A 20,171-nucleotide genomic window follows, 5' to 3' on the forward strand; every position below is an offset into this window, starting at 1 on the left:
GAAAAATTAGCAGATTAGATGGCAGAGAGTACCGCTAATACGTTTATTAAGGAAAGTGCGCAAAAAGCATTTGACACCAAACACCGCGATATTATCAATTACAATATCGACAAATACAGCATGGCTTTCGAAAAAGGCAAGAGTAAATTTGCGGACCTTGAAAATAGCAAGATAAAAGCGAACCTGATCAAATGGAAGGTCATGGAAAATCTCGATCGCTATTTGTTGCAATTTGAAGCAAACTTCACGGCTCGAGGCGGAAAAGTAATCTGGGCCAATGACGCGACGGAAGCCTTGGACGAAATCTATTCGATCATTGCGCGTAAAAAAGCAAAATCTGTAGTAAAGTCAAAATCGATGGCGACAGAAGAGATCGAGCTTAATCATTTTCTGGCCTCCAAAAATATTGAAGCCATAGAAACTGATCTTGGCGAGTATATCATTCAGCTTCTGGATCAAAAACCTTATCATTTTGTTACGCCGGCCATGCATTTGAGCCTGGAAGATATTGCCAAGCTTTTTCACGAGAAATTTGACACACCGCTAGATGCATCTGCGGAGCAACTTACAATGAAGGCCCGTGAATTACTTCGAGATCGCTACCTATCGGCAGAAGTTGGAATTACTGGAGCCAATTTCTTAATTGCTGAAACTGGAAGTATAGCAATTACCGAAAATGAAGGAAACGCCCGATTGACATCGACCTTCCCCAAAACACATATTGCCGTTGTTGGAATAGAAAAAATCATTCCCAACCTACAAGATTTAGAAGTCTTTTGGCCACTCCTATCCACACATGGCACGGGCCAAAATCTAACGGTATACAACACACTACTCACTGGGCCGAAACAGCCTTATGAATCAGATGGCCCCGAAGAAATGTATGTTATACTGCTTGACAATGGCCGCAGCAAGCTCTTAGCGCAAAAAGAACAACGTCAAGGTTTATACTGCATCCGTTGTGGCGCCTGTCTGAATGTATGTCCAATCTATCAGAACATCGGTGGACATACCTATGAAACGACATATCAAGGCCCAATTGGATCGCTCATATCGCCACATTTGAATGGCATGAAGGAATTTAAACACCTAAGCTACGCTTCCACACTCTGTGGAAAATGTACAGAGGTCTGCCCCGTTGGTATTGACATACAGCGCATGCTTCTCGTCAACAGAAAAGATTCAGTTGATCAAGGTCTGGCAACAAAAACAGAACAAAAAGTCTGGCAATGGTTCACCTACGGGATAATGCGCAGAAAACTGATCGATTTCTTTGGTGGGAAATTCAAAAATTTCTTTCTCAAAAAACTCTTTCAGAAAACCTGGGGAGATCAACGGGAACTACCCAAATTGGCTGACAAATCTTTCTCCAAACAATGGAAAGAACATCAAAAAAATAAAGAATAACAAAAAAGTGGCATTAGTCGATCAAACTAATGCCACTTTTTTTGTTAGCTTCGCTCCCAAACCTCATTACAAATGACTTCTGAAAATACAAAAACTTATCTTCCCTGGATTGATTTCTTACGTATTCTTGCCTGCTTCATGGTACTCATATCCCATAGCTGCGACGCCTTTGTCGGAACATTTGACAACAGCAGCACCTTCCACCAAGGTGTGTTCTGGGGAAGTATTGTTCGCGCCTGTGTCCCCTTATTTGCAATGATGTCAGGTATACTCCTATTTCCTGTCAAAACCGATCTGGCCACATTTTATAAAAAGAGAATCGGAAGAATAATTGTCCCACTGATCTTTTGGTCAATTGTATTGCCAATAGCTTTTTTTGTATACCTGAACTTTATTAAAAGTAGTCCCAGTGCTTTGATCGATATGAATAATTTTACGATGCAGGCAACAATTACAAAAATTTATACAGCAATATTTAATTTTAACTACGATACTACCCCCCTTTGGTATATGTACATGTTAATTGGTCTATACCTAATCATACCTATCATTGGCAGCTGGTTGAATCAGGCAACAAAAAAAGACATTCAATATTTTCTTGCGTTCTGGATGGTCACACTCCTCATTCCATACATAAAAATGATTGCTCCAACATTGGGATATGCTGGCAACTATGAGCAGATGGGAATCTGGGGTGTCTGTAACTGGAATGAATTTGGCACCTTCTATTATTTTTCAGGTTTTCTGGGCTATATTGTGCTAGCTTATTATCTGGTCAACTATCCTTTTCAATGGTCTATCACCAAGACCATAGCGATTGCCTTACCTTTATTTATCGTTGGATTTCTAGCCACATTTTTTGGCTTTTTGGTGACCCAGAAGTACTATCCTGGGAATTATGCCAATCTCGAGGTTATTTGGTATTTCTGTAATATCAACGTAGCGCTGATGACCATTTCTATTTTTCTTGTCGTTCAAAAACTGAAGATACCCGAATATAAATGGATAAAACGCCTTTCATCAGCCACGTTTGGTATTTACTTAGCGCATTTTATCATTGTTCAAGCATTGACAGACATCTTCTTGACTATTCCTAATCTTCCAGCCACACTGAAAATCCTCTCCATAGCGCTCCTAGGTTTTAGCTTAAGTTTTCTGATCACCAAGCTGATGGATAGTAATTCAATAACAAGAAGGTTTATCAAATAAGCGTATCCTGATGGGAGTACCGAAGCATTTTGCAATCATGTAACCTTGAGCTAGACAAAACACTTCGAATAAATGACGAGCTTAGGTAATAAGGATGAGCTTACATAATAAGAAAGAGGGAACCAATGGTTCCCTCCTCTACTAACACTCACCAATATTTAATATGAAAACTATCCTTGTTTAATTTTTATGATGCTTTTACCTCTGCATCATTTGTTTTAGTTACTTCACCTTTTTTAAAGTCCTTTCTTTTTAGCTGTCTGTCTTTTTTCCAATGTTCTTTGTGCATTTTACGATTTTCAGCGTACGAATCCTTTAACGTTTTTTGTTGCTCTGGAGTTAACATTCCCATCATTTTTTCATGTTCTGCCACACGTTGCTTTTTCATTTTTGATCGATGTTCCTGATGTTCGGCAGCCATTTTTTGATGGTCTTTTGCTTGCTTCAAATTAAAGGCATAGATATCATTACGCTGTTTATCAGTAAACTTCAGCTTTTGATCCATGCGATCAGTTTTCATCTTAGCAACTTCCTCTGGAGTTTTATTTTTAAAACCATCGTGCATTCTTCCCATTTTATGTTTATGCACAGAAGTTTGCATTTCTTTCATTTCTGGTTTAACATCTTTTTTTTCTTGAGCGAAACCGGCTAACATCAATCCAGATAACGCCAAACTTAACATCAACTTTTTCATTTCTTTATTTTTTATAAAACCAACAATCATTCTTTTTAATAAGTACTCTTTTTCAACTTATTTATCAGTAAGAGTCCTCTTGGCTATCGAAAGTTTAATTGATGATCTGTTAAATAAAGTTAAGAAGCATTTATTGTGAGACAGCACTTAAACGGATCGGTAATGTATACGCTACACGCACTTTAAGTCCATTTTGTACTCCAGGTTTCCATTTTTTCGCTTTCTTCAATAAGTTTATCGCAGCATCTCCCGTACCAAATTTCATATCACGTTTAACAGCAATATCTGTTAGTGACCCATCTTTTTCAACGACAAAAGAAACCTCTATAACACCAGATACCCCTTGATCCAAAGCCTGTTGTGGAAAGTTATAATTCTCGGCGATCCACTTCATAAACGCAGGTAGTCCCCCTACAGGTGTTGGCATAATTTCTACTGATGTAAATGTATTGTTAGAATTATCATCAGTTCCACCTCCGGATAATGAACCATCTTTAGAACCTGTAATATCACCATCCCTTTTTGAAGAACCAAATTCACCACGCGCAATATATGTACCCGATGGACTTGCCTTCAATGTGATCCTTGAGGTCATTGTATTGGGATTTTTCAACTCATCCTGACTCACAAGTTCTTCCGTAACTTGATTTGCTTTGGCCACTTTTATATCGGGCATTCTAACCAAATCAAATTTGGACACATCTTGAGCAACCTGCTGCGGGGCTTTCTCCTGCAGCATGACAGGTTCTTCAGGAACCTCCTCTTTTTCCTCTACCTTCTTTTGAATTTCTTCCAGCATGTCGGGCCCAATATCTTGTACCGTATAAATCACGGCCGGAACAGTTTGCTTAAAATATTTATTATATGCATAGGATCCTGCGATCAGCAAAACTGCAAAAGAAACAACAATTCCCAAACCCACATTTGTTGCTTTATCAGAGAGATTTCGCAACTCATAAGCACCGTACATTTTGTTGCGACCAGCAAAAATAACGTCCAGCCATTCTTTGCGGTAGATATTCAATTTAGAGTTCATCATAACATTAAAGTTTAAATCTTTTCATTATGATGAGGGAAAGCCTTATATTTCACAAAAAAATTCAAAATACTTATGAAGTCACTTTTTTCAGCTATTTTTCTACTTACATTATATGCTTGTGGTAACAATCAAAATCAATCCAAGACTGCAATTAAGCATGAAAATAAGGAAGAGACAATTTCGCCATATTTTGGTTTTTTAAACCAGCAAAAGGACTCACTAATCGCTCTTCCTATGGATCAAGCAATGGAGGGTCCCGAAAAATATAATTATGTCATTGTGGAAAATCAGGTCAGTCCGCTTGAATTTGTTCAAAATAAAATGGATAATAAAGAGAGTAACGGAAGACAGACCGCTCAGAACTTCGCGAATAGCGAAGGTTCATTATTTAAAATTAGCGATGCGATTAAATCTGGCGAATTTGGTATGCTTGTCAATAAAGCTTTTATAGACCAGTATAAAATTGAGAAGTTTACAAAAATTCAAAAAGAAACTTCTCCAGAAATTAGGGAGCAGCTTGAGAAGAAATACAATAGGAAGATTAATAAAAGTACAACAGTTGCCATCCTCAGTGATCAGTCCGAGTTTAATCTTACTGTGTTTGAAAATCAACAAGACTCTGCTTTAGCTGTATTTTCCTACGCAAAGGATGAACAGCTGATCAATTTGGATTTCCCGGCTTTATACGATGATATCAGCACTTGGCGTGTTGATGATGGCGGTCAGTTTGACAACGAGGCTTTTCAGATACTAACAGTATTACGTTCTGAGCAAGGAATTAGTTTTATCAGTATCTTTTGGGGTGCTGAGGGTTATGAACTGAACTTTTACCAGCCAAAGAAAAACTTATTTACCTCTACGGCACAGGCCTATGGGTACAGTTCCCCCTTATAAAATAAACCATTTTAAGTTTCCCCAGTACAAAAGGATAGTGCCCGGGGAAACTCAAATACCCGTATTAACTACAGATGCATCCTAGCCATAGGAGCGACGTCCTGTCCTACGAAATCTTTCTTTAAAAATTTGTGATAACCTGCAATAGCAATCATCGCGGCATTGTCGGTGCAGTATTCAAATTTTGGAATAAACACTCTCCAATTGTATTTCTCACCCATTTCAATTAAGCTTTGTCTCAGGCCAGAATTAGCCGAAACGCCGCCCGCGATGGCAATATCCTTTACCCCTGTCTCCTTTGCCGCTTTCTTTAGTTTATTCAACAGGATGGATACAATACGCGATTGTACACTAGCACATAAGTCGGCCATATTGTGGATCAGAAAATCCGGGTTCTGTTTCAATTGATCTTGAACCAAATATAATATCGCGGTTTTCAATCCTGAAAAGCTGAAATTTAAACCAGGGATCTGGGGTTCAGGAAGCCGATAAGCTGCAGGATTACCTTCTTTTGCAAATTTATCAATAAGCGGTCCACCAGGATAAGGAAGATTCAGGATTTTAGCTGTTTTATCAAAAGCCTCCCCTGCCGCGTCATCCAATGTTTCTCCCAAAAGTTCCATTTCAAAATAATCCTTTACCAACACAATTTGTGTATGACCACCAGAAACAGTAAGACATAAAAATGGAAAACTAGGCTTCGGATCCTCAATAAAATGAGCCAGAATATGCGCCTGCATATGGTTTATATCAATTAAAGGGATATTCTGTGCGAGTGCAAATGATTTAGCAAAAGATGTTCCCACCAAAAGTGCACCTAATAATCCAGGTCCCCGCGTAAAACTCACTGCATCTATTTGATTTTTGCTTACTTTTGCTTGGCGAATGGCTTCTTCCACCGTTGGAATAATATTTTGTTGATGAGCACGTGAAGCGAGCTCGGGAATCACTCCACCATATTTTGCGTGGATTGCCTGAGTTGCAATAACATTTGAACGTATTTCACCGTTAATACAGATAGAAGCGGAGGTTTCATCACAAGAGGATTCAATCCCTAAAATAATAGCCATAGCTTGAGGTAATAAATTTTAATACAAAAGTATCAAAAAAATAATTAAAATAGTGTCAATAGTCCTTGGTAGTATATTCATTATACTGCTTGCATTGGCGTTATCCCTACAGTTGAAACCGGTACAAAATTATGTTGCCCAAAAAGCTGTCGACTATTTATCCAACGAACTAAACACCAAAATAAGCCTCAAAAGTATCTATTTCAAACCTTTTAAATCTATTGTAGTAGAAGATTTTCAACTCTATAGTCCACAGGGAAAAGAAATATTAAAATCAGGAAGGTTAGAAGCCAACGTCAACCTTTCTCAGTTCATTGAACTGAACAAGATTGTGATCAACAAACTAACCATTGAGGATACCCAAGCTACTTTTGAGCAATTTCAGGACAGCTCAAACATCTCATTTTTAATTCGTTATTTCAACCCACCTAAGAAAGAGAAAAAGAAAAGTTCAAAAAAAATCATCTTCGATTTAAAGGAACTTGTTATTAAGAACAATGCGTTTAACTATGTTAACCATAGACGTAAACATTACAATAAAGTCGTCGATTTTGGAGATTTAGGGATTTCCAAACTTAACGCCCATTTTGATAAGATAAAAATCGATTCTAATCAAATTTCAGCGAACATCAAGACATTCAATCTTCGCGAAAAGAAGGGTTTAGAGATCAAGGGCCTTCTTGCCCAAACGAAGGTAAGCAATACAAGTATCGAGCTCAGTGAGCTTATGCTAGCCACCAACCGTTCTACATTCAAAAATTACATCAAACTTAGCTACAACAACTTTGACGATTTTTCGGACTTCATCAATAAAGTTCATGTAAAACTTCTTGCACGGGACTCCCGTATTCACTCCGAGGATATTGCTTTCTTTTCCTCGCCTATGCACCAAGTCAAATTTGACGTCAATATCAAGCGGGCAAATCTAGAAGGAACTGTATCTTCCATCAACGCATCACAGGTCGATTTAACAATTGGAAAAAAAACTAGTTTAGCAGGCGACCTCCAGATTATCGGTCTACCAGATATCGACAAAACTAAATTTATTGTTCCCAGCATAGCAATTTCTTCTGAGCACAAAGACTTAAATGCAGTTATTACAGATCTCGGAAATCTAAAAAATTTCAAACTCCCTGAAATTGTCCAGATCTTCGACAAATTTTCATTCAAAGGCAGCCTAAATGGATTATACAATAAATTTAAGACAAAGGGAGTTTTCACGACTGCGATCGGTAATGTTGAGGCTGATGCCTTACTGGATATCCAGAAGGAAATAAAATATGCGGGCAATTTTCAATCTAAAAAATTCGATGTAGGTACGATAACAAAATTAAAAGATCTGGGAGCAACAGGCTTCAATTTACAGGTTGACGGAACAGGTACCGATCCTAAGAAAATGAGCCTAAAGATAAAAGGAGATCTTAGTAATTTCAATTACAAGAATTACAGTTATCAACGTATACAAATTGAAGGAAATACAGAGAAACAGTTAATTCTTGCTTCAGGGCAAATATATGATCCAAATTTAAAACTACAGTTTACCACAGATATCGATTGGTCTGTCAAACCCAACTATCACCTGGATGCTGATATCCAACAAGCCAATCTAAAAAAACTCAACTTCTTTCAAGGGGATTCCATCAACATTATTAACACGAAATTCCACACCAGTTTAATTGGGGACAACATCAATAATATTACCGGCGAATTTAAATCAGACAGTGTCAATTTCACTTCCTCTAAGGGCCAATTCGTCATCCGCAACATCAATTTCCTTGCCGAAGGAGATGAAAATGCACGCTCCCTAACCTTGCAGTCGGCTATCGGACACATTGATCTCAAAGGAAGAATAGACCTCAATACAATTGTTCCTTATTTTAAAGCTTTAGCCATGCGCTACGCTCCGGCAATCGGGTTTGAAAACAACATTTTTAATCGCCAGGACTTTGACCTGAATATTAATATAACTTCTTTTAAGCCGATCGCAACATTCTTTCGAAAGGACATTGCGTTAGACAGCGGTGCAACGCTCAATGCAAAATTTGAAAGTGAAAAACAAACTGCCAGTTTTAATTTTTACGCACCCGAATTCAAGTACAATGGCATTCGGCTAACTCACCTGATTGTCGATCAAAATGCCAACTTGAAGAATATGGAATTGCAGACCTCCATCGATCGCATAAATTTTACCGACAGTACCTATATTAAAAACGTCAATATTTCAAACACCTTGGCAAACGATAGTTTACAATTCAACATCAAAATGTCGGAACTTGAAGCAAGCAATAGTCTGGATCTTAATGGCGTCATACGCTTTGCCCATGCCAAACCTGCCTATATCAATTTCTATCCATCGAATATCTTAATCAATAGAGAGCGATGGCTTGTCAATAATGATGCACAATTGAAAATATCGAAAGGAAAATGGTACTTTGAAAAACTAACACTGAGTCACGACGAACAAAAAGTTCATATCGATGGCATCCTGTCCAACGAAGTCAGTGATCAGATCAATCTCAAATTTCAGGACTTTAATCTTACATCCTTAAATGGGATCACCAAACCCCATGGCATCAATCTCTCCGGAAATTTAAATGGAAATATTGAAGTTAATTCCGTATTCAAAGCACCCTTTATTGTCGCCAATATAAAAACATCTCCTATCCTGTATAACAATATTCCGATCGGCTCATTAGCACTGAATGCCAACTACGATCCCGAAAATCAATTGGTTAAACTAGACAGCAAGATAGAGGAAGGAAATAAATTAATTCAGTTACAAGGTTCCTATAACCACCTAAGCGAAAACAATAAGCTTAATCTGAAAGCTAAACTGGAAAATACAGATGTATTTGTTTTTCAGCCATTTTTACGAAGCTTAGTATCCAATATGCAGGGCAAGGTCACTGCAGATCTTGCTATTGAAGGAGACATCCTGAATCCCAAAATTACGGGTTCTGGAAAATTGGATAACGCTTCGATGGTCATCAATTACCTAAAAACGCCATACCGCCTTTCCGACGAAATTGCGGTTACCAATAACCGAATTTTTCTCACAGGGCTAAAAGTATACGATCCCAAAAACAATGTAGCAACCATTGATGGCGTTGTAGATCTCAACAAATTGAGTGATCCCGATATCGATGTAACTGCCGAAACCAAGAATTTCATGGTATTAAATACCACAATAAAGGACAATAATGTATATTATGGCACTGCTTACGCTTCAGGCACCTTTCAGTTTAAAGGACTAACTTCGGCCATGAACATCAATATCCGTGCTAAATCCGAAGAAAATACGATTATCAATATTCCCTTCAATAGTGCCAGTACAATCTCAGATACCGACTTTATCTACTTTATTGAGAAAGACTCGACCAAAACGAAGAAAAACACTAAAAAACGAGATTTCAACGGTCTGACGATGAATATGGACCTCTTGATCAACCCGAATGCAGAAATAAATCTATTCTCCAGTATGGGCGAATTATCAGGAAGGGGAAATAGCAATCTCAACATGCGGATATCTTCATTGGGGGATTTTGAAATGTTTGGGGATTTTATCATAAACAGTGGAAAATTCAATTTCACTGCCCAAGACTATATCAACAAGATTTTTGATCTCAAAGAGGGCGGAACAGTGCGATGGGCAGGAAACCCAACCGAAGCGAATATCAATATCAATGCCATCTATCAACAAAGAACAAGCTTAGCGCCTTTGTATAATGCAGCAGGCCGGGAAGAAAATCCCGAGCGTGTATTGGCACAGGCCGACATGATCCTAAAAGGGCAGTTAAGTCAGCCGGAAATCACGTTTGATATCAACTTTCCACAAAACCCCGGGGTTAAGGATGAACTGCAAGGATACTTTTCAGATGCCAACAATGTCAATCAACAAGCGCTTAGCCTAATCGTGAGACGAAGTTTTACACCTGGTACACAGACAGACTTCGGTAAAGAAGTAAATAACACCTTGCTATCCGCAGGCACAGAAATAGCATTCAACCAAATCAACAACATCATAGCCCAATCGCTAAACATCAATTTCTTTGATATTAATATCAAATCTTTAAATGATGCATCTGCCTCACTGCGTCTATTCAACGACAGGCTTGTTTTGACAGGAGGTATCTCCGACCGTAGAAGTCAGGCTCTAACGGATTTGAATGTATTTTCAGATCGGGTCTCAACCGATGCCGAGGCTATGTTTTATTTAAGAAAAGACGGACGTTTGGTCCTACGTGCTTCCAATCGCCTAAATACACGTAACTTTCTTCTTAGCCCCAATGACGGCGAATATATTAGTGCTTTCGGATTACTCTATCGGCAGGAATTCAACACCTTCTCGGAGTTCTTGAAAAGGCTATTCCCTTTTGGCAAGAAGACGACTACGACAGCTCCTGCTGAAACAAAGAAAAGCAAGGTCAATTGACCTTTCGGAATAGTCCCTTTGCTATTTCAACAGGCCTCTTCCAACTCCAGCAGACCTCTTTCAATTCTGGCAGCCCAACTCCTATTCCAACCGCATTGTCCCTATTCTGGGAGTCCGCTTCGATTCCACCAGCAGAGCTTTTTTTCAGCTCCATATAACGGCCGACACAGGCGATCTTTGGATGATATGAACAACAAAAAAAAGAATAGTGTAAAAGCTGCGACCACACTGCGCTGAAAATAAAAAAGTCCCTCCAAATAGATTGAAGGGACTTTCTTTTTATTTTAAAAATCGCTTATGCTAATTTCTCGAATTCTTTGTATTCAATGTCACTAGCATTCAATTTCACTAAACCTTTCAAGTGATCAAATACTTTTAAAGCTTTAGCTTCTTCGAACAAACGATTACCTTGTTCTCTATCTTGCAACAATTGAATTGCAAATTGGTTCAACTGCTCATCAGAAGGCTCTTCGTTGATGTTGTACATCTTAATTTGCGCGTAGATACGTTCTTTTGCTAAATTGATAACTTCATCATATTTAACTTCAAGACCATTTTCAGTAACAACGCGATTTTCGATAATTGTCCATTTCAAGTTATTCAAGAAATCAGCAAAACCTTCGTTCAATTCTTCTTCAGAAATGCTTGGGTTAGTTGCTTTCAACCATCTTTTCAAGAATTCTTCAGGGAAAGATACATCAACCTTCTCCATACCAAAAGTATACATATCATTACGTAATCTTTGATCTGAATTTTGTTTGAATAAATTCTCAACTTCTTCTTTCACTTTTTCTGTGAATTGAGCTTCTTCTGTTACTTCACCTTCCGCGAATAATTTATCGAAAAATTCTTGGTTAAGATCAGCTTCTTCTAAGCGGTTGATATTCTTAACAGTCAATTCAAATTTAGTGACGTCTAAAGCAGTTGCTTCTTCCTCAGTGATACCTAAGATACGTGCTAAATCTTCAGTTTTGAATGCTTTTTTAACATCAATCTTAACAACATCGTCTTTTTTAAGACCAACTAATGATTTTTTAATCTTAGCATCTTCTACGATATCTGTACGGATAGAAGTTGTTTTTTCTAGACCTTCCTCTTTATCTTGTTTCAATGTTGCATACAATACATCACCTTCTTCAGATACTTCTGGATTAGTCATTTTTCCATAGCTACGACGCAAGTTCTTGATACGATCTGCCAATGTCTCTTCATCAGCTTTGATTTCGTACGAAGTAAATTCAGTCTCAGCGGTAAAAGGTAATTCAAAAGCAGGAGCAAGACCAATTTCATATTTGAAGTTGAAATTGTCTTTATAATCCCAGCTGTATTGTGCATCATCTTCCAAAGGAAGTGGTTGACCTAAAACTTCTAATTTATTTTCAGCAATATAATTGGTGATTTTCTCATTCACTAATTTATTGATCTCATCAAATAAAATAGATTTACCATAAGTACGTCTGATATGTCCCACTGGAACTTGACCTGGACGGAACCCTGGTAATTTTGCTTTTTTAGCTTGCGCTTTAATCTCTTTGTCGACTTGAGGATTATAATCTTCAGGTGCTAATGCGACGTTGACTACCGCATTGATTGCATCTACATTCTCGTGTGAAATATTCATACTCTTTTTAGCTATATCGCATTCATAAAAAAATCCTCCCGAGGTTTTAAGTTCGGGAGGACATCAAGTGCGGAAGAAGGGACTCGAACCCCCACGCCTCGCGGCGCCAGATCCTAAGTCTGGTGCGGCTACCAATTACGCCACTTCCGCATTAGGATTTCTTTTGATGCCACAAAGATAGAAACCAAACCTATATCCTGCAAGTATTTTCTACTCTTTTTTTTATTTTTTTTCAATATTCTCCCAACCCCTTGCATAATTCATTATTATTCATTTACTTTGAATATCAAAGTACTTTTATGGAACAGAAAGATTTATTTAGAGAACTTGGGCAGATCAGATCATTAATGGAAAAATCGTCCAAATTTGTTTCAATAAGCGGATTATCAGGTGTACTCATGGGCTGTTATGCTTTGGTCGGAACGCTATTGGGATACTATATTATACATCAACCCGAAAGCATCGCTCTACTATTGGGCAAAAATCTGAATGAGCCCCTACTGTTTTTAATGATTGCGCTGATCGTCCTGTTATCATCCCTAGTGACCGGCTGGCTAATGGCACGTAAAAAGGCGAGAAAAAATAAGCAGTCGATTTGGAACATTACAAGCAAATCTCTTTTATTTGCAGTTTCAATCCCTTTACTAACAGGTGGCATGATATCCTTGTTGTTTTTTGTCCAAGGCTACTACCAGCTGATTGCTGCTATGCTGCTGATCTTTTATGGACTGGCACTGACTGCGGGTAGTATCTATACCTTTGCCGAAGCAAAAGGCTTGGGTATACTGGAAATCTGTCTGGGTTTGATTGGTATATGTTTCCCGGACAACGGATTACTATTGTGGGGATTGGGATTTGGTGTGCTACACATCATCTATGGTTTTATCGTTTACAAAAAGTACGAATCGTGAAATTAGATCTTTCCTTATATGACAAAATATTTGAAAACAGAGTTCGCCTCCAAATTATGAGTGTTCTCGCTGCCAATGAAGAATATGATTTTAATTCATTGAAAGAATTGTTGGATGTAACCGATGGTAACCTTGCTTCCAACCTAAAAACATTGGAAAAAGAGGAATACATTATTGTCGAAAAAAGCTTTGTTGACCGGAAGCCGAACACCAGATACAAAAGAACGACAAAAGGACTTAAAGCCTTTGAAAACCATCTTATTGCACTTGAAAATTTAATAAAACAGCAATACAAATAATTTTTTTATCTATTCACTTTGAAAACCAAAGTACTTTTAAAACATAATTAAATGAAAGGAATTAGACTGAAACTGATGCTGCACCTCTACAATTGGTCCTCCAAAGTGTATGCAAACATCTTTAAATGGAACAAAAAAGCCTGGGGAATCTCTAAAGCAGATTTCATGACCTACCCCATTGGAAGCATCGGCCATAATTTGGGGCTCTTTTATGAAAGTAAAGGTTTCGATGTCATGCCCAAACTGGAAAATCACGATGTCTTTCATATCCTGACTGAAACCGGAACAGAGATACAAGATGAAATTGCCATGCAATTCCTTTTGCTTGGTAATGGAAAGATAAGCCTGTATCTCATGGCAATGATTTTTATTGGCGGCACCTTATTTCCTGAATACTTCGGTTATTACAAAAAACATTTTCAAAAGGGCCGATCGCTCCAAAGTTTTCATCATTTAGAATTTAAAGAAATCCTTCACTGGCAATTAACGGAGCTTCAAATTGCCTTATACAGCAAAAACATTCAGCTAAACTTAAACCGCTAAAACAATGGACTACAACAATTTACCTCCGACAGAGCAATCCTCAATTTTTGAGAAAATCAGTAATTCTACTGTCCTAAAGCTATTTGTCATTTTCTTTCTTTCCCTCATACTACTTATTCCGCTAGCCTTAATCAGCGATTTGATTGAAGAGCGGAAAAACCGCGAACAGGAAGTATCCGATGGAATTACATTAAATTGGGGAAAGGATCAGGTTATTTCAAGCCCTGTTCTCGCCATCCCCTATCGCGAGACTATCCCACTTTCTGCCGAAAAAGCCGAAAAATCTAACCTTAGAGAAGAGCTGAAATGGATATTTGTCTTACCCAAAACTTCCAATATCGCAACAGATGTAACGCCACAACATCTCTCCAGAGGTATTTATAATGCGGTAGTTTACAACAGCAACATAACATTAGAAGGTTCTTTTGACAAAATATCCCTAGAAAAACTCGAGATCCCTCATGAGCAAATTGACTGGAAAGGCAGCAAGCTTATTTTCGGTATCCAGGATTTTAAAGGCTTAGGCAAGCGCCCATCCTTGAATTGGGATGGAAACGAGTTAACTTTCGATCCAGACTTTAATAATCTCAAATTATTTACTCAAAATTTAGTCTGTCCGGTATCTTTGGATCCGCAGAAAACGGACAATCGTTTCAAGATAAAACTAAATCTAAAAGGATCCAAATCATTGAATTTCCTCCCTCTTGGTGACCAGACAAACATCCAGGCTAAGGGTAACTGGGCTAATCCAAGTTTCACTGGTGCATTTTTACCGAGCAAACGTAATACCGAAACATCCAATTTTTCGGCTTCATGGGAAATCCCATCTTTCAGTCGGAAGCTGCCACAACAATGGACTGGCGATGCCCGTTCAATCTATCAGTTCGATAACAACCTCGAAAATGGAAATGAGGGCAATGAGCACAAAGCGGCTCAAACCGCCACCACTACACTTGCCTCTGCAAATAACCTATTGGATAACACGGACATGATTACAATTAACTTCTTACCAGATATCAACAACTATCAAAAAACAACACGGGTTGCCAAATATGGTATTTTAGTCATTCTCCTGACCTTTACTTCGCTCCTATTCACCGAGGTGATCAAGAAAAAACGGATCCATATCATTCAATATATTCTAATTGGAGCAGCGATGGTTCTTTTTTACACATTGCTACTCGCGCTATCCGAGCATATTGGATTTAATCTAGCTTATTTAACCGCTTCCGTGGCGACAGTTATGCTGATTGGCAGTTTTATTAAATCTATTACCAAAGATCAGAAATCGGCGCTGTTGCTCAGTTCAATTCTGGCTTTATTTTATCTCTTTATCTATATCCTTATGCAACTTCGGGATTATTCCCTTGTCGCTGGAACAATTGGCATCTTTATCATTTTGGCGATTTTGATGCGCGTTTCGACAAAAATAAACTGGTATCAATTTGACAATAGCCATGTGGATCAATAGACAACATCTTCGACTTTATTGGGTATTGATTCAGATATTACTTAAAAAATAGGGATTTACAATTCTCATAAGCCATTTCTAAATGAAAGAGATGGCTATTTTTTTGACTTGACTTAGCATTTATGACCAAATTCTGTAACTTGCGAAGAAATTTTTCAGCGGCATAGATATGTTTAAACAGATGAAAAAACTTACAATACTTACATTAGCGATTATGGCGTGCAACCTAAGCAATGCGCAAGAAAGCAAAGGTGGAAAAAGCAATTTTAAATTAGTGTCGGAATCGCCACAACCGATCAACCCAAGTACACTTTGGGATCTTGGTCGTGTTTCGGCCGAAGGACTTTCTGCAGATGGCAAAACATTGGTATATGGTGTTTCCAATTATAATTTGGAAAGCAATTCAAGTGAAAAAAATCTATATACGATTTCACTGGCCAATGGCACCAACCATCAGTTCACCGACCAAAAAGGCGGTGAAACAGTCGTTCAGATCGAACCCAACGGCGACGTAATTTATTTGTTAAAGGGGCAGTTATGGAAGAAGAACCTATCTAAGGGTGAAGCACTTCAATTGACAAATGGCGATATCGCCTTAGAAAATGTTAAATTTTCGCCCGATGGTAAGCAAATACTCTTCAGCCAGTCCGTTTTGGTAAAAAAATATCACAGTACAGATAAATACCCCGAATTGCCAAAGTCAGACGCTTATATCTATGACAACTTAGATTATAGGCACTGGGATACCTTCAATGATGGTAAGTTCAGTCATCCTTTTGTGGCGAGTTTTATTGACGGTAAAGTTGGTGAGCCGGTAGACCTATTGAAGGACCAAGCCTTCTATAGCCCTCAGGCACCATTTGGTGGCGCCGAAGATTTTGCATGGTCTCCAGATAGCAAAGCAGTGCTGTATGTCTGTAAAAAGAAATTCGGAACAGACTATGCCGTCAGTACCAATACCGATATTTATCGCTATGATATCGCTACCGGAACGACTTCTAACCTGACAGAAGGCATGAATGGGTATGATACAACTCCAACCTACTCTCCCGATGGAAAAAGCCTAACTTGGCTCAGCATGAAGACCGATGGTTATGAATCGGACAAAAATGACATCATGCTATTTGACAAAAACAGCTCAATTCGTTTAAATCTAACAGCACATTGGGATGGTACGGTCAATAGTTTTATCTGGAGCAGTGACAATCGCAAAATCTATTTTACAGCTGCTACGAAGGGTACCGTTCAACTATTTGAACTTGAAGTACCGACCAATATCAAAGCTAAAAGTTTACCAAAAATACATCAAATTTCTGAAGGTGACTTTGACATCACCGGTATTGTAGGCCAAGTAGCGGACAAATTAATCGTTAGCTCGACAAAGTTTACCCGTGCAACAGAGATCTTCAGCTTTGATCTAAAAAACAAATCTTTAACTCCGGTCACCAAAGTCAACGATGCAAAATATGCAAGCATCAGCGAAAACAAAATTGAGAAGCGTATTACAAAGGCATCCGATGGAGCAGATCTTTTTTCATGGGTAATCTATCCGCCAAACTTTGACCCTGCAAAAAAATATCCAACCATACTTTACTGTGAAGGCGGCCCTCAATCCGCTCTGACACAATTTTACTCGTTCCGTTGGAATTTACAATTGATTGCATCACAAGGTTATATTGTCATCGCCCCAAACCGTAGAGGTATGCCTGGCTGGGGGGTAAAATGGAATGAAGCTATTTCCCAAGACTGGGGCGGTCAGCCAATCCGTGATTACTTAACAGCCATAGACGATATCTCCAAAGAATCTTATGTAGATACAACACGCCGCGCGGCGATTGGAGCAAGTTATGGTGGATACTCTGTTTATCAGCTAGCTGGCGTGCATCAAAACCGTTTCAAAACTTTCATTGCGCACAATGGTTTATTCGACATGAGAAGCTGGTATAGTACCACAGAAGAACTCTTTTTCGCCAACCACGAACTGGGCGGAGCGTACTGGGATAGCAAAAATGAGAAATCCTATACCGCATTCAACCCGATTGAAAAAGCAAATAATTGGCACACACCAATTTTGATCTTTCAGGGTGGAAGAGATTATCGTGTTCCAATCGGACAAGGACTGGCGGCATTCCAATTGGCCCAGCTCAAAAAAATTAAGAGCCGTCTGGTCTACCTACCGGATGAAAATCACTGGGTTCTGTCCGGACAAAACGCACAGGTTTGGCAAAGAGAATTCTTTACCTGGCTTAAAGAAACCTTATAGAAAATACGGTGAAATCGGATTGGAAGATCATCTACTTTCGCGACTAATAAAGTCGCTCGTAAAGTGCTGAATTTAGCAGATTAGAAACGCCACTCCATGAGTGGCGTTTCTATTTCAACTCATAATTGACCGTATCATGCTCCTATTAACCAATGATTAATATCAAGTTCTAGTTTTACTAGGGTTTTACAGGGGGTTAACAGGGGTATAACAAGGGGTCAACAGGGGTAGACCCCTATTAACCCCTTGTAAAACCCCTGTTAAAAGGCAGTTAAAACGCTGCTAATTTAGAACATCGTATAAACTTGGTTACAGGAAAGTACTGGTCGGTAAAGCATAGACCAAGGGAGCAAATTTAAGGTATTGGACCGCCGACAAATTCCAACGTCCAAAGGTTATCTTATGAAAACAAAAAAGCCTGCTATATGCAGGCTTTTTATGTATATCATTGGATCTGATTTCTAAAATCTATTTCTCGCCTTTTTTCCCAAAGATGGAAAGTTTGATATATTTCCCTGGCTTCTCTTTAACGTCCTTCATCAAATTATCCATTTCCTTCGAAGCATTATTGAGATTATTGTATAAAGCTTCATCATTGAGCAATAAACCGATAGATCCCTTACCACTATTAATTTTTCCAGTGATCTCCTGAAAATCATTGACTGCAGCATTTACTTTGTTCATGGTGTGTTCAAAATCCAATCGTGCAGCCTTATCGGTTATATTATTCAGATTAGACATAATCGCATTGATTTTTTCACCATTTTGTGAAAAATTGGAAGTGATTGATTCCAGATTAGCCATGATTCTATTCAGTCTTCCCTTTTCATCCCCGACCAGACCTTCGACGTCTTTGGTGATGCCTTCCACATTTTTCAAAGAAGTGGAGATACTATGGATACTCTTTTTAAAGTCGTCCTGAAACTGTTTGTCTAAGACACTATTAACGACTGATAGCGTCGAGTCTAGTTTAATAGTAATGGTTTCGATCCTTTTTTGAATGGGTTCGACCTTATCCATAATATTCGGTTGAACACCTGAAGCTAAAAAATCACCATCCTTTGCCAATTCCTTACTATTGCCCATTTCGAAAACAATCGCTTTACCGCCCAATAAATCTGTACTAGAAATTCTCGCTACTGTATTTTTTGGTATATCGTAATGAGAATGGATCTTGAACTCGGTTTTGATCTTCCCATCTGCTTGTAAAATCATTTTTGAAACACGCCCAATCTGATAGCCGTTGACTAGGACAGGCTTGGAGGGAGTTAAACCATCTACAGCCGTATAGGTCGTATAAAAAGTATTATCGCTACTAAAAACATCATTTCCTTTTAGAAAGCTATATCCTATAAATAATAAAACTATTGCAACTGTTGCTAATATGCCGACTTTTGTCTCGTTTGAAATTTTCACAAATAATCTATTTAGTAATGATCATTAATTTAAGTTTAAAACAGCATAAAAGCAAATCTGTTTAGCGTTCTACAGAATTTTTATAAATTTTTAGAGCTGAAACCAAATTATCAACAATCTCCTGTTGTCCTTCATCGGACAATAGATAGCTCTCTTCTTCTCTATTACTAATAAAGCCAATTTCTGTCAATACAGCAGGCATACCTGCTTCTGCTAGTACAGCTAAACCTTTCTCCCAGAACCCTCTACTGTATCGACCTGCTTTCACATACTCGCCTTCGATCATTTGCGCCAGACGAATACTTTTTTCACGGAATCGGTTTTTCATCAAGGAGAAGATGATCGCACTTTCAGGATCTTTTGGATCAAATCCCTGGTAATTCTCTTTATAGTTTGATTCCAATAACAAGGAAGCATTTTCACGAACTGCAGCATCCTGCTGTCCCAAACGATGCGAACCAGAAACCAGTGTTTCGGTACCATGTGCACTAGCGCCACTTGAATTACAGTGTATCGAAATAAATAAGTCTGCCTTATTGGCATTCGCTAAACGGATCCGTTTATAAAGCTCAACAAATTCATCCGTCGTTCTTGTGTAGATGATCTTGATACCTGGAATATCTTTCTGAATCTGCTTTCCCAATTTTAAAGCAACATCCAAGGCTACATTTTTTTCTAAAGATCGTCTTCCCTGTGCTCCGGTATCTTTACCACCGTGGCCAGCGTCAATTACAATTGTCCTTATTTGATAGTCTGGAGGCTCGGGCTGTCCATTGTTTAATTTGAAAGAATTCAATAAAAAAAATCCCAAAGTAGCAAACACAACGCTACACCATTTTCTAATTCTTAAATCTGATTTCATTGAATAATTATTTGCTCTACTATAAACGAATCAAAATGAG

General features: G+C 38.4%; 15 protein-coding genes and 1 tRNA gene. 9 read left to right on the forward strand and 7 right to left on the reverse strand.

Annotated features, from left to right (window positions below; translation table 11 throughout):
• The first annotated feature begins 18 nt into the window (after nt 1-18).
• Together GVK91_RS24815 and GVK91_RS24820 are read left to right on the forward strand one after the other, a co-directional pair.
• Nucleotides 19-1,407, forward strand: coding sequence for a LutB/LldF family L-lactate oxidation iron-sulfur protein (locus GVK91_RS24815; protein WP_153846541.1), 1,389 nt, complete (start codon nt 19-21; stop codon nt 1,405-1,407).
• A 72-nt stretch (nt 1,408-1,479) separates the two neighbouring features.
• Complete coding sequence (locus GVK91_RS24820) at nt 1,480-2,616, forward strand: acyltransferase (RefSeq protein WP_159731838.1); 1,137 nt, start codon at nt 1,480-1,482, stop codon at nt 2,614-2,616.
• A 187-nt stretch (nt 2,617-2,803) separates the two neighbouring features.
• Here GVK91_RS24820 and GVK91_RS24825 read toward each other — a convergent pair whose 3' ends face one another.
• Together GVK91_RS24825 and GVK91_RS24830 are read right to left on the reverse strand one after the other, a co-directional pair.
• Nucleotides 2,804-3,340: a hypothetical protein gene (locus GVK91_RS24825; protein WP_159731840.1), complete on the reverse strand. Its 537-nt coding sequence runs from the start codon at nt 3,338-3,340 to the stop codon at nt 2,804-2,806.
• 100 nt (nt 3,341-3,440) lie between these two features.
• Nucleotides 3,441-4,349: an energy transducer TonB gene (locus tag GVK91_RS24830; RefSeq protein WP_159731842.1), complete on the reverse strand. Its 909-nt coding sequence runs from the start codon at nt 4,347-4,349 to the stop codon at nt 3,441-3,443.
• Nucleotides 4,350-4,421: 72 nt separating this feature from the next.
• Here GVK91_RS24830 and GVK91_RS24835 point away from each other — a divergent pair, with 72 nt between their 5' ends.
• Entirely contained in the window at nt 4,422-5,243 is an 822-nt protein-coding gene (locus GVK91_RS24835; protein WP_088160410.1) for a hypothetical protein, read from the forward strand.
• A gap of 68 nt (nt 5,244-5,311) precedes the next feature.
• Here GVK91_RS24835 and tsaD read toward each other — a convergent pair whose 3' ends face one another.
• Entirely contained in the window at nt 5,312-6,313 is a 1,002-nt protein-coding gene (gene tsaD / locus GVK91_RS24840; RefSeq protein WP_159731844.1) for a tRNA (adenosine(37)-N6)-threonylcarbamoyltransferase complex transferase subunit TsaD, read from the reverse strand.
• A 52-nt stretch (nt 6,314-6,365) separates the two neighbouring features.
• Here tsaD and GVK91_RS24845 point away from each other — a divergent pair, with 52 nt between their 5' ends.
• Nucleotides 6,366-10,745 (forward strand): translocation/assembly module TamB domain-containing protein, encoded by a 4,380-nt coding sequence (locus GVK91_RS24845; protein WP_159731846.1) that lies wholly within the window; start codon nt 6,366-6,368, stop codon nt 10,743-10,745.
• A gap of 295 nt (nt 10,746-11,040) precedes the next feature.
• On the opposite strand, the gene GVK91_RS24850 is transcribed toward GVK91_RS24845, so the two are convergent.
• Both GVK91_RS24850 and GVK91_RS24855 read right to left on the reverse strand, forming a co-directional pair.
• Complete coding sequence (locus tag GVK91_RS24850; RefSeq protein WP_153846535.1) at nt 11,041-12,366, reverse strand: trigger factor; 1,326 nt, start codon at nt 12,364-12,366, stop codon at nt 11,041-11,043.
• 68 nt (nt 12,367-12,434) lie between these two features.
• Nucleotides 12,435-12,516 (reverse strand) — tRNA-Leu (locus GVK91_RS24855).
• 149 nt (nt 12,517-12,665) lie between these two features.
• Here GVK91_RS24855 and GVK91_RS24860 point away from each other — a divergent pair.
• The 5 genes from GVK91_RS24860 to GVK91_RS24880 all read left to right on the forward strand — a co-directional run bounded on the left by GVK91_RS24860 (nt 12,666) and on the right by GVK91_RS24880 (nt 17,853).
• Nucleotides 12,666-13,277: a hypothetical protein gene (locus GVK91_RS24860; protein ID WP_153846534.1), complete on the forward strand. Its 612-nt coding sequence runs from the start codon at nt 12,666-12,668 to the stop codon at nt 13,275-13,277.
• The gene (locus GVK91_RS24865; protein ID WP_075991269.1) at nt 13,274-13,576 is read left to right on the forward strand and encodes a transcriptional regulator; all 303 of its coding nucleotides are present in this window, start codon (nt 13,274-13,276) and stop codon (nt 13,574-13,576) included. The genes GVK91_RS24860 and GVK91_RS24865 overlap by 4 nt, the downstream gene beginning before the upstream one ends.
• A gap of 51 nt (nt 13,577-13,627) precedes the next feature.
• On the forward strand, nt 13,628-14,119 hold the full coding sequence (locus GVK91_RS24870) for a hypothetical protein (protein WP_088160404.1): 492 nt from the start codon (nt 13,628-13,630) through the stop codon (nt 14,117-14,119).
• A gap of 4 nt (nt 14,120-14,123) precedes the next feature.
• Nucleotides 14,124-15,590 (forward strand): cell envelope integrity protein CreD, encoded by a 1,467-nt coding sequence (gene creD, locus GVK91_RS24875; RefSeq protein WP_159731848.1) that lies wholly within the window; start codon nt 14,124-14,126, stop codon nt 15,588-15,590.
• A 181-nt stretch (nt 15,591-15,771) separates the two neighbouring features.
• Entirely contained in the window at nt 15,772-17,853 is a 2,082-nt protein-coding gene (locus GVK91_RS24880) for a S9 family peptidase (protein ID WP_159731850.1), read from the forward strand.
• Between the two features lie 468 nt (nt 17,854-18,321).
• On the opposite strand, the gene GVK91_RS24885 is transcribed toward GVK91_RS24880, so the two are convergent.
• Nucleotides 18,322-19,269, reverse strand: a complete 948-nt coding sequence (locus tag GVK91_RS24885) for an MlaD family protein (protein WP_159731852.1) — start codon at nt 19,267-19,269, stop codon at nt 18,322-18,324.
• 61 nt (nt 19,270-19,330) lie between these two features.
• Entirely contained in the window at nt 19,331-20,131 is an 801-nt protein-coding gene (locus GVK91_RS24890; protein ID WP_153846529.1) for an N-acetylmuramoyl-L-alanine amidase, read from the reverse strand.
• Nucleotides 20,132-20,171 lie beyond the last annotated feature (40 nt).

The sequence above is a fragment of the Sphingobacterium sp. 18053 genome (assembly GCF_902706145.1).
Lineage (GTDB): Bacteria > Bacteroidota > Bacteroidia > Sphingobacteriales > Sphingobacteriaceae > Sphingobacterium > Sphingobacterium paramultivorum.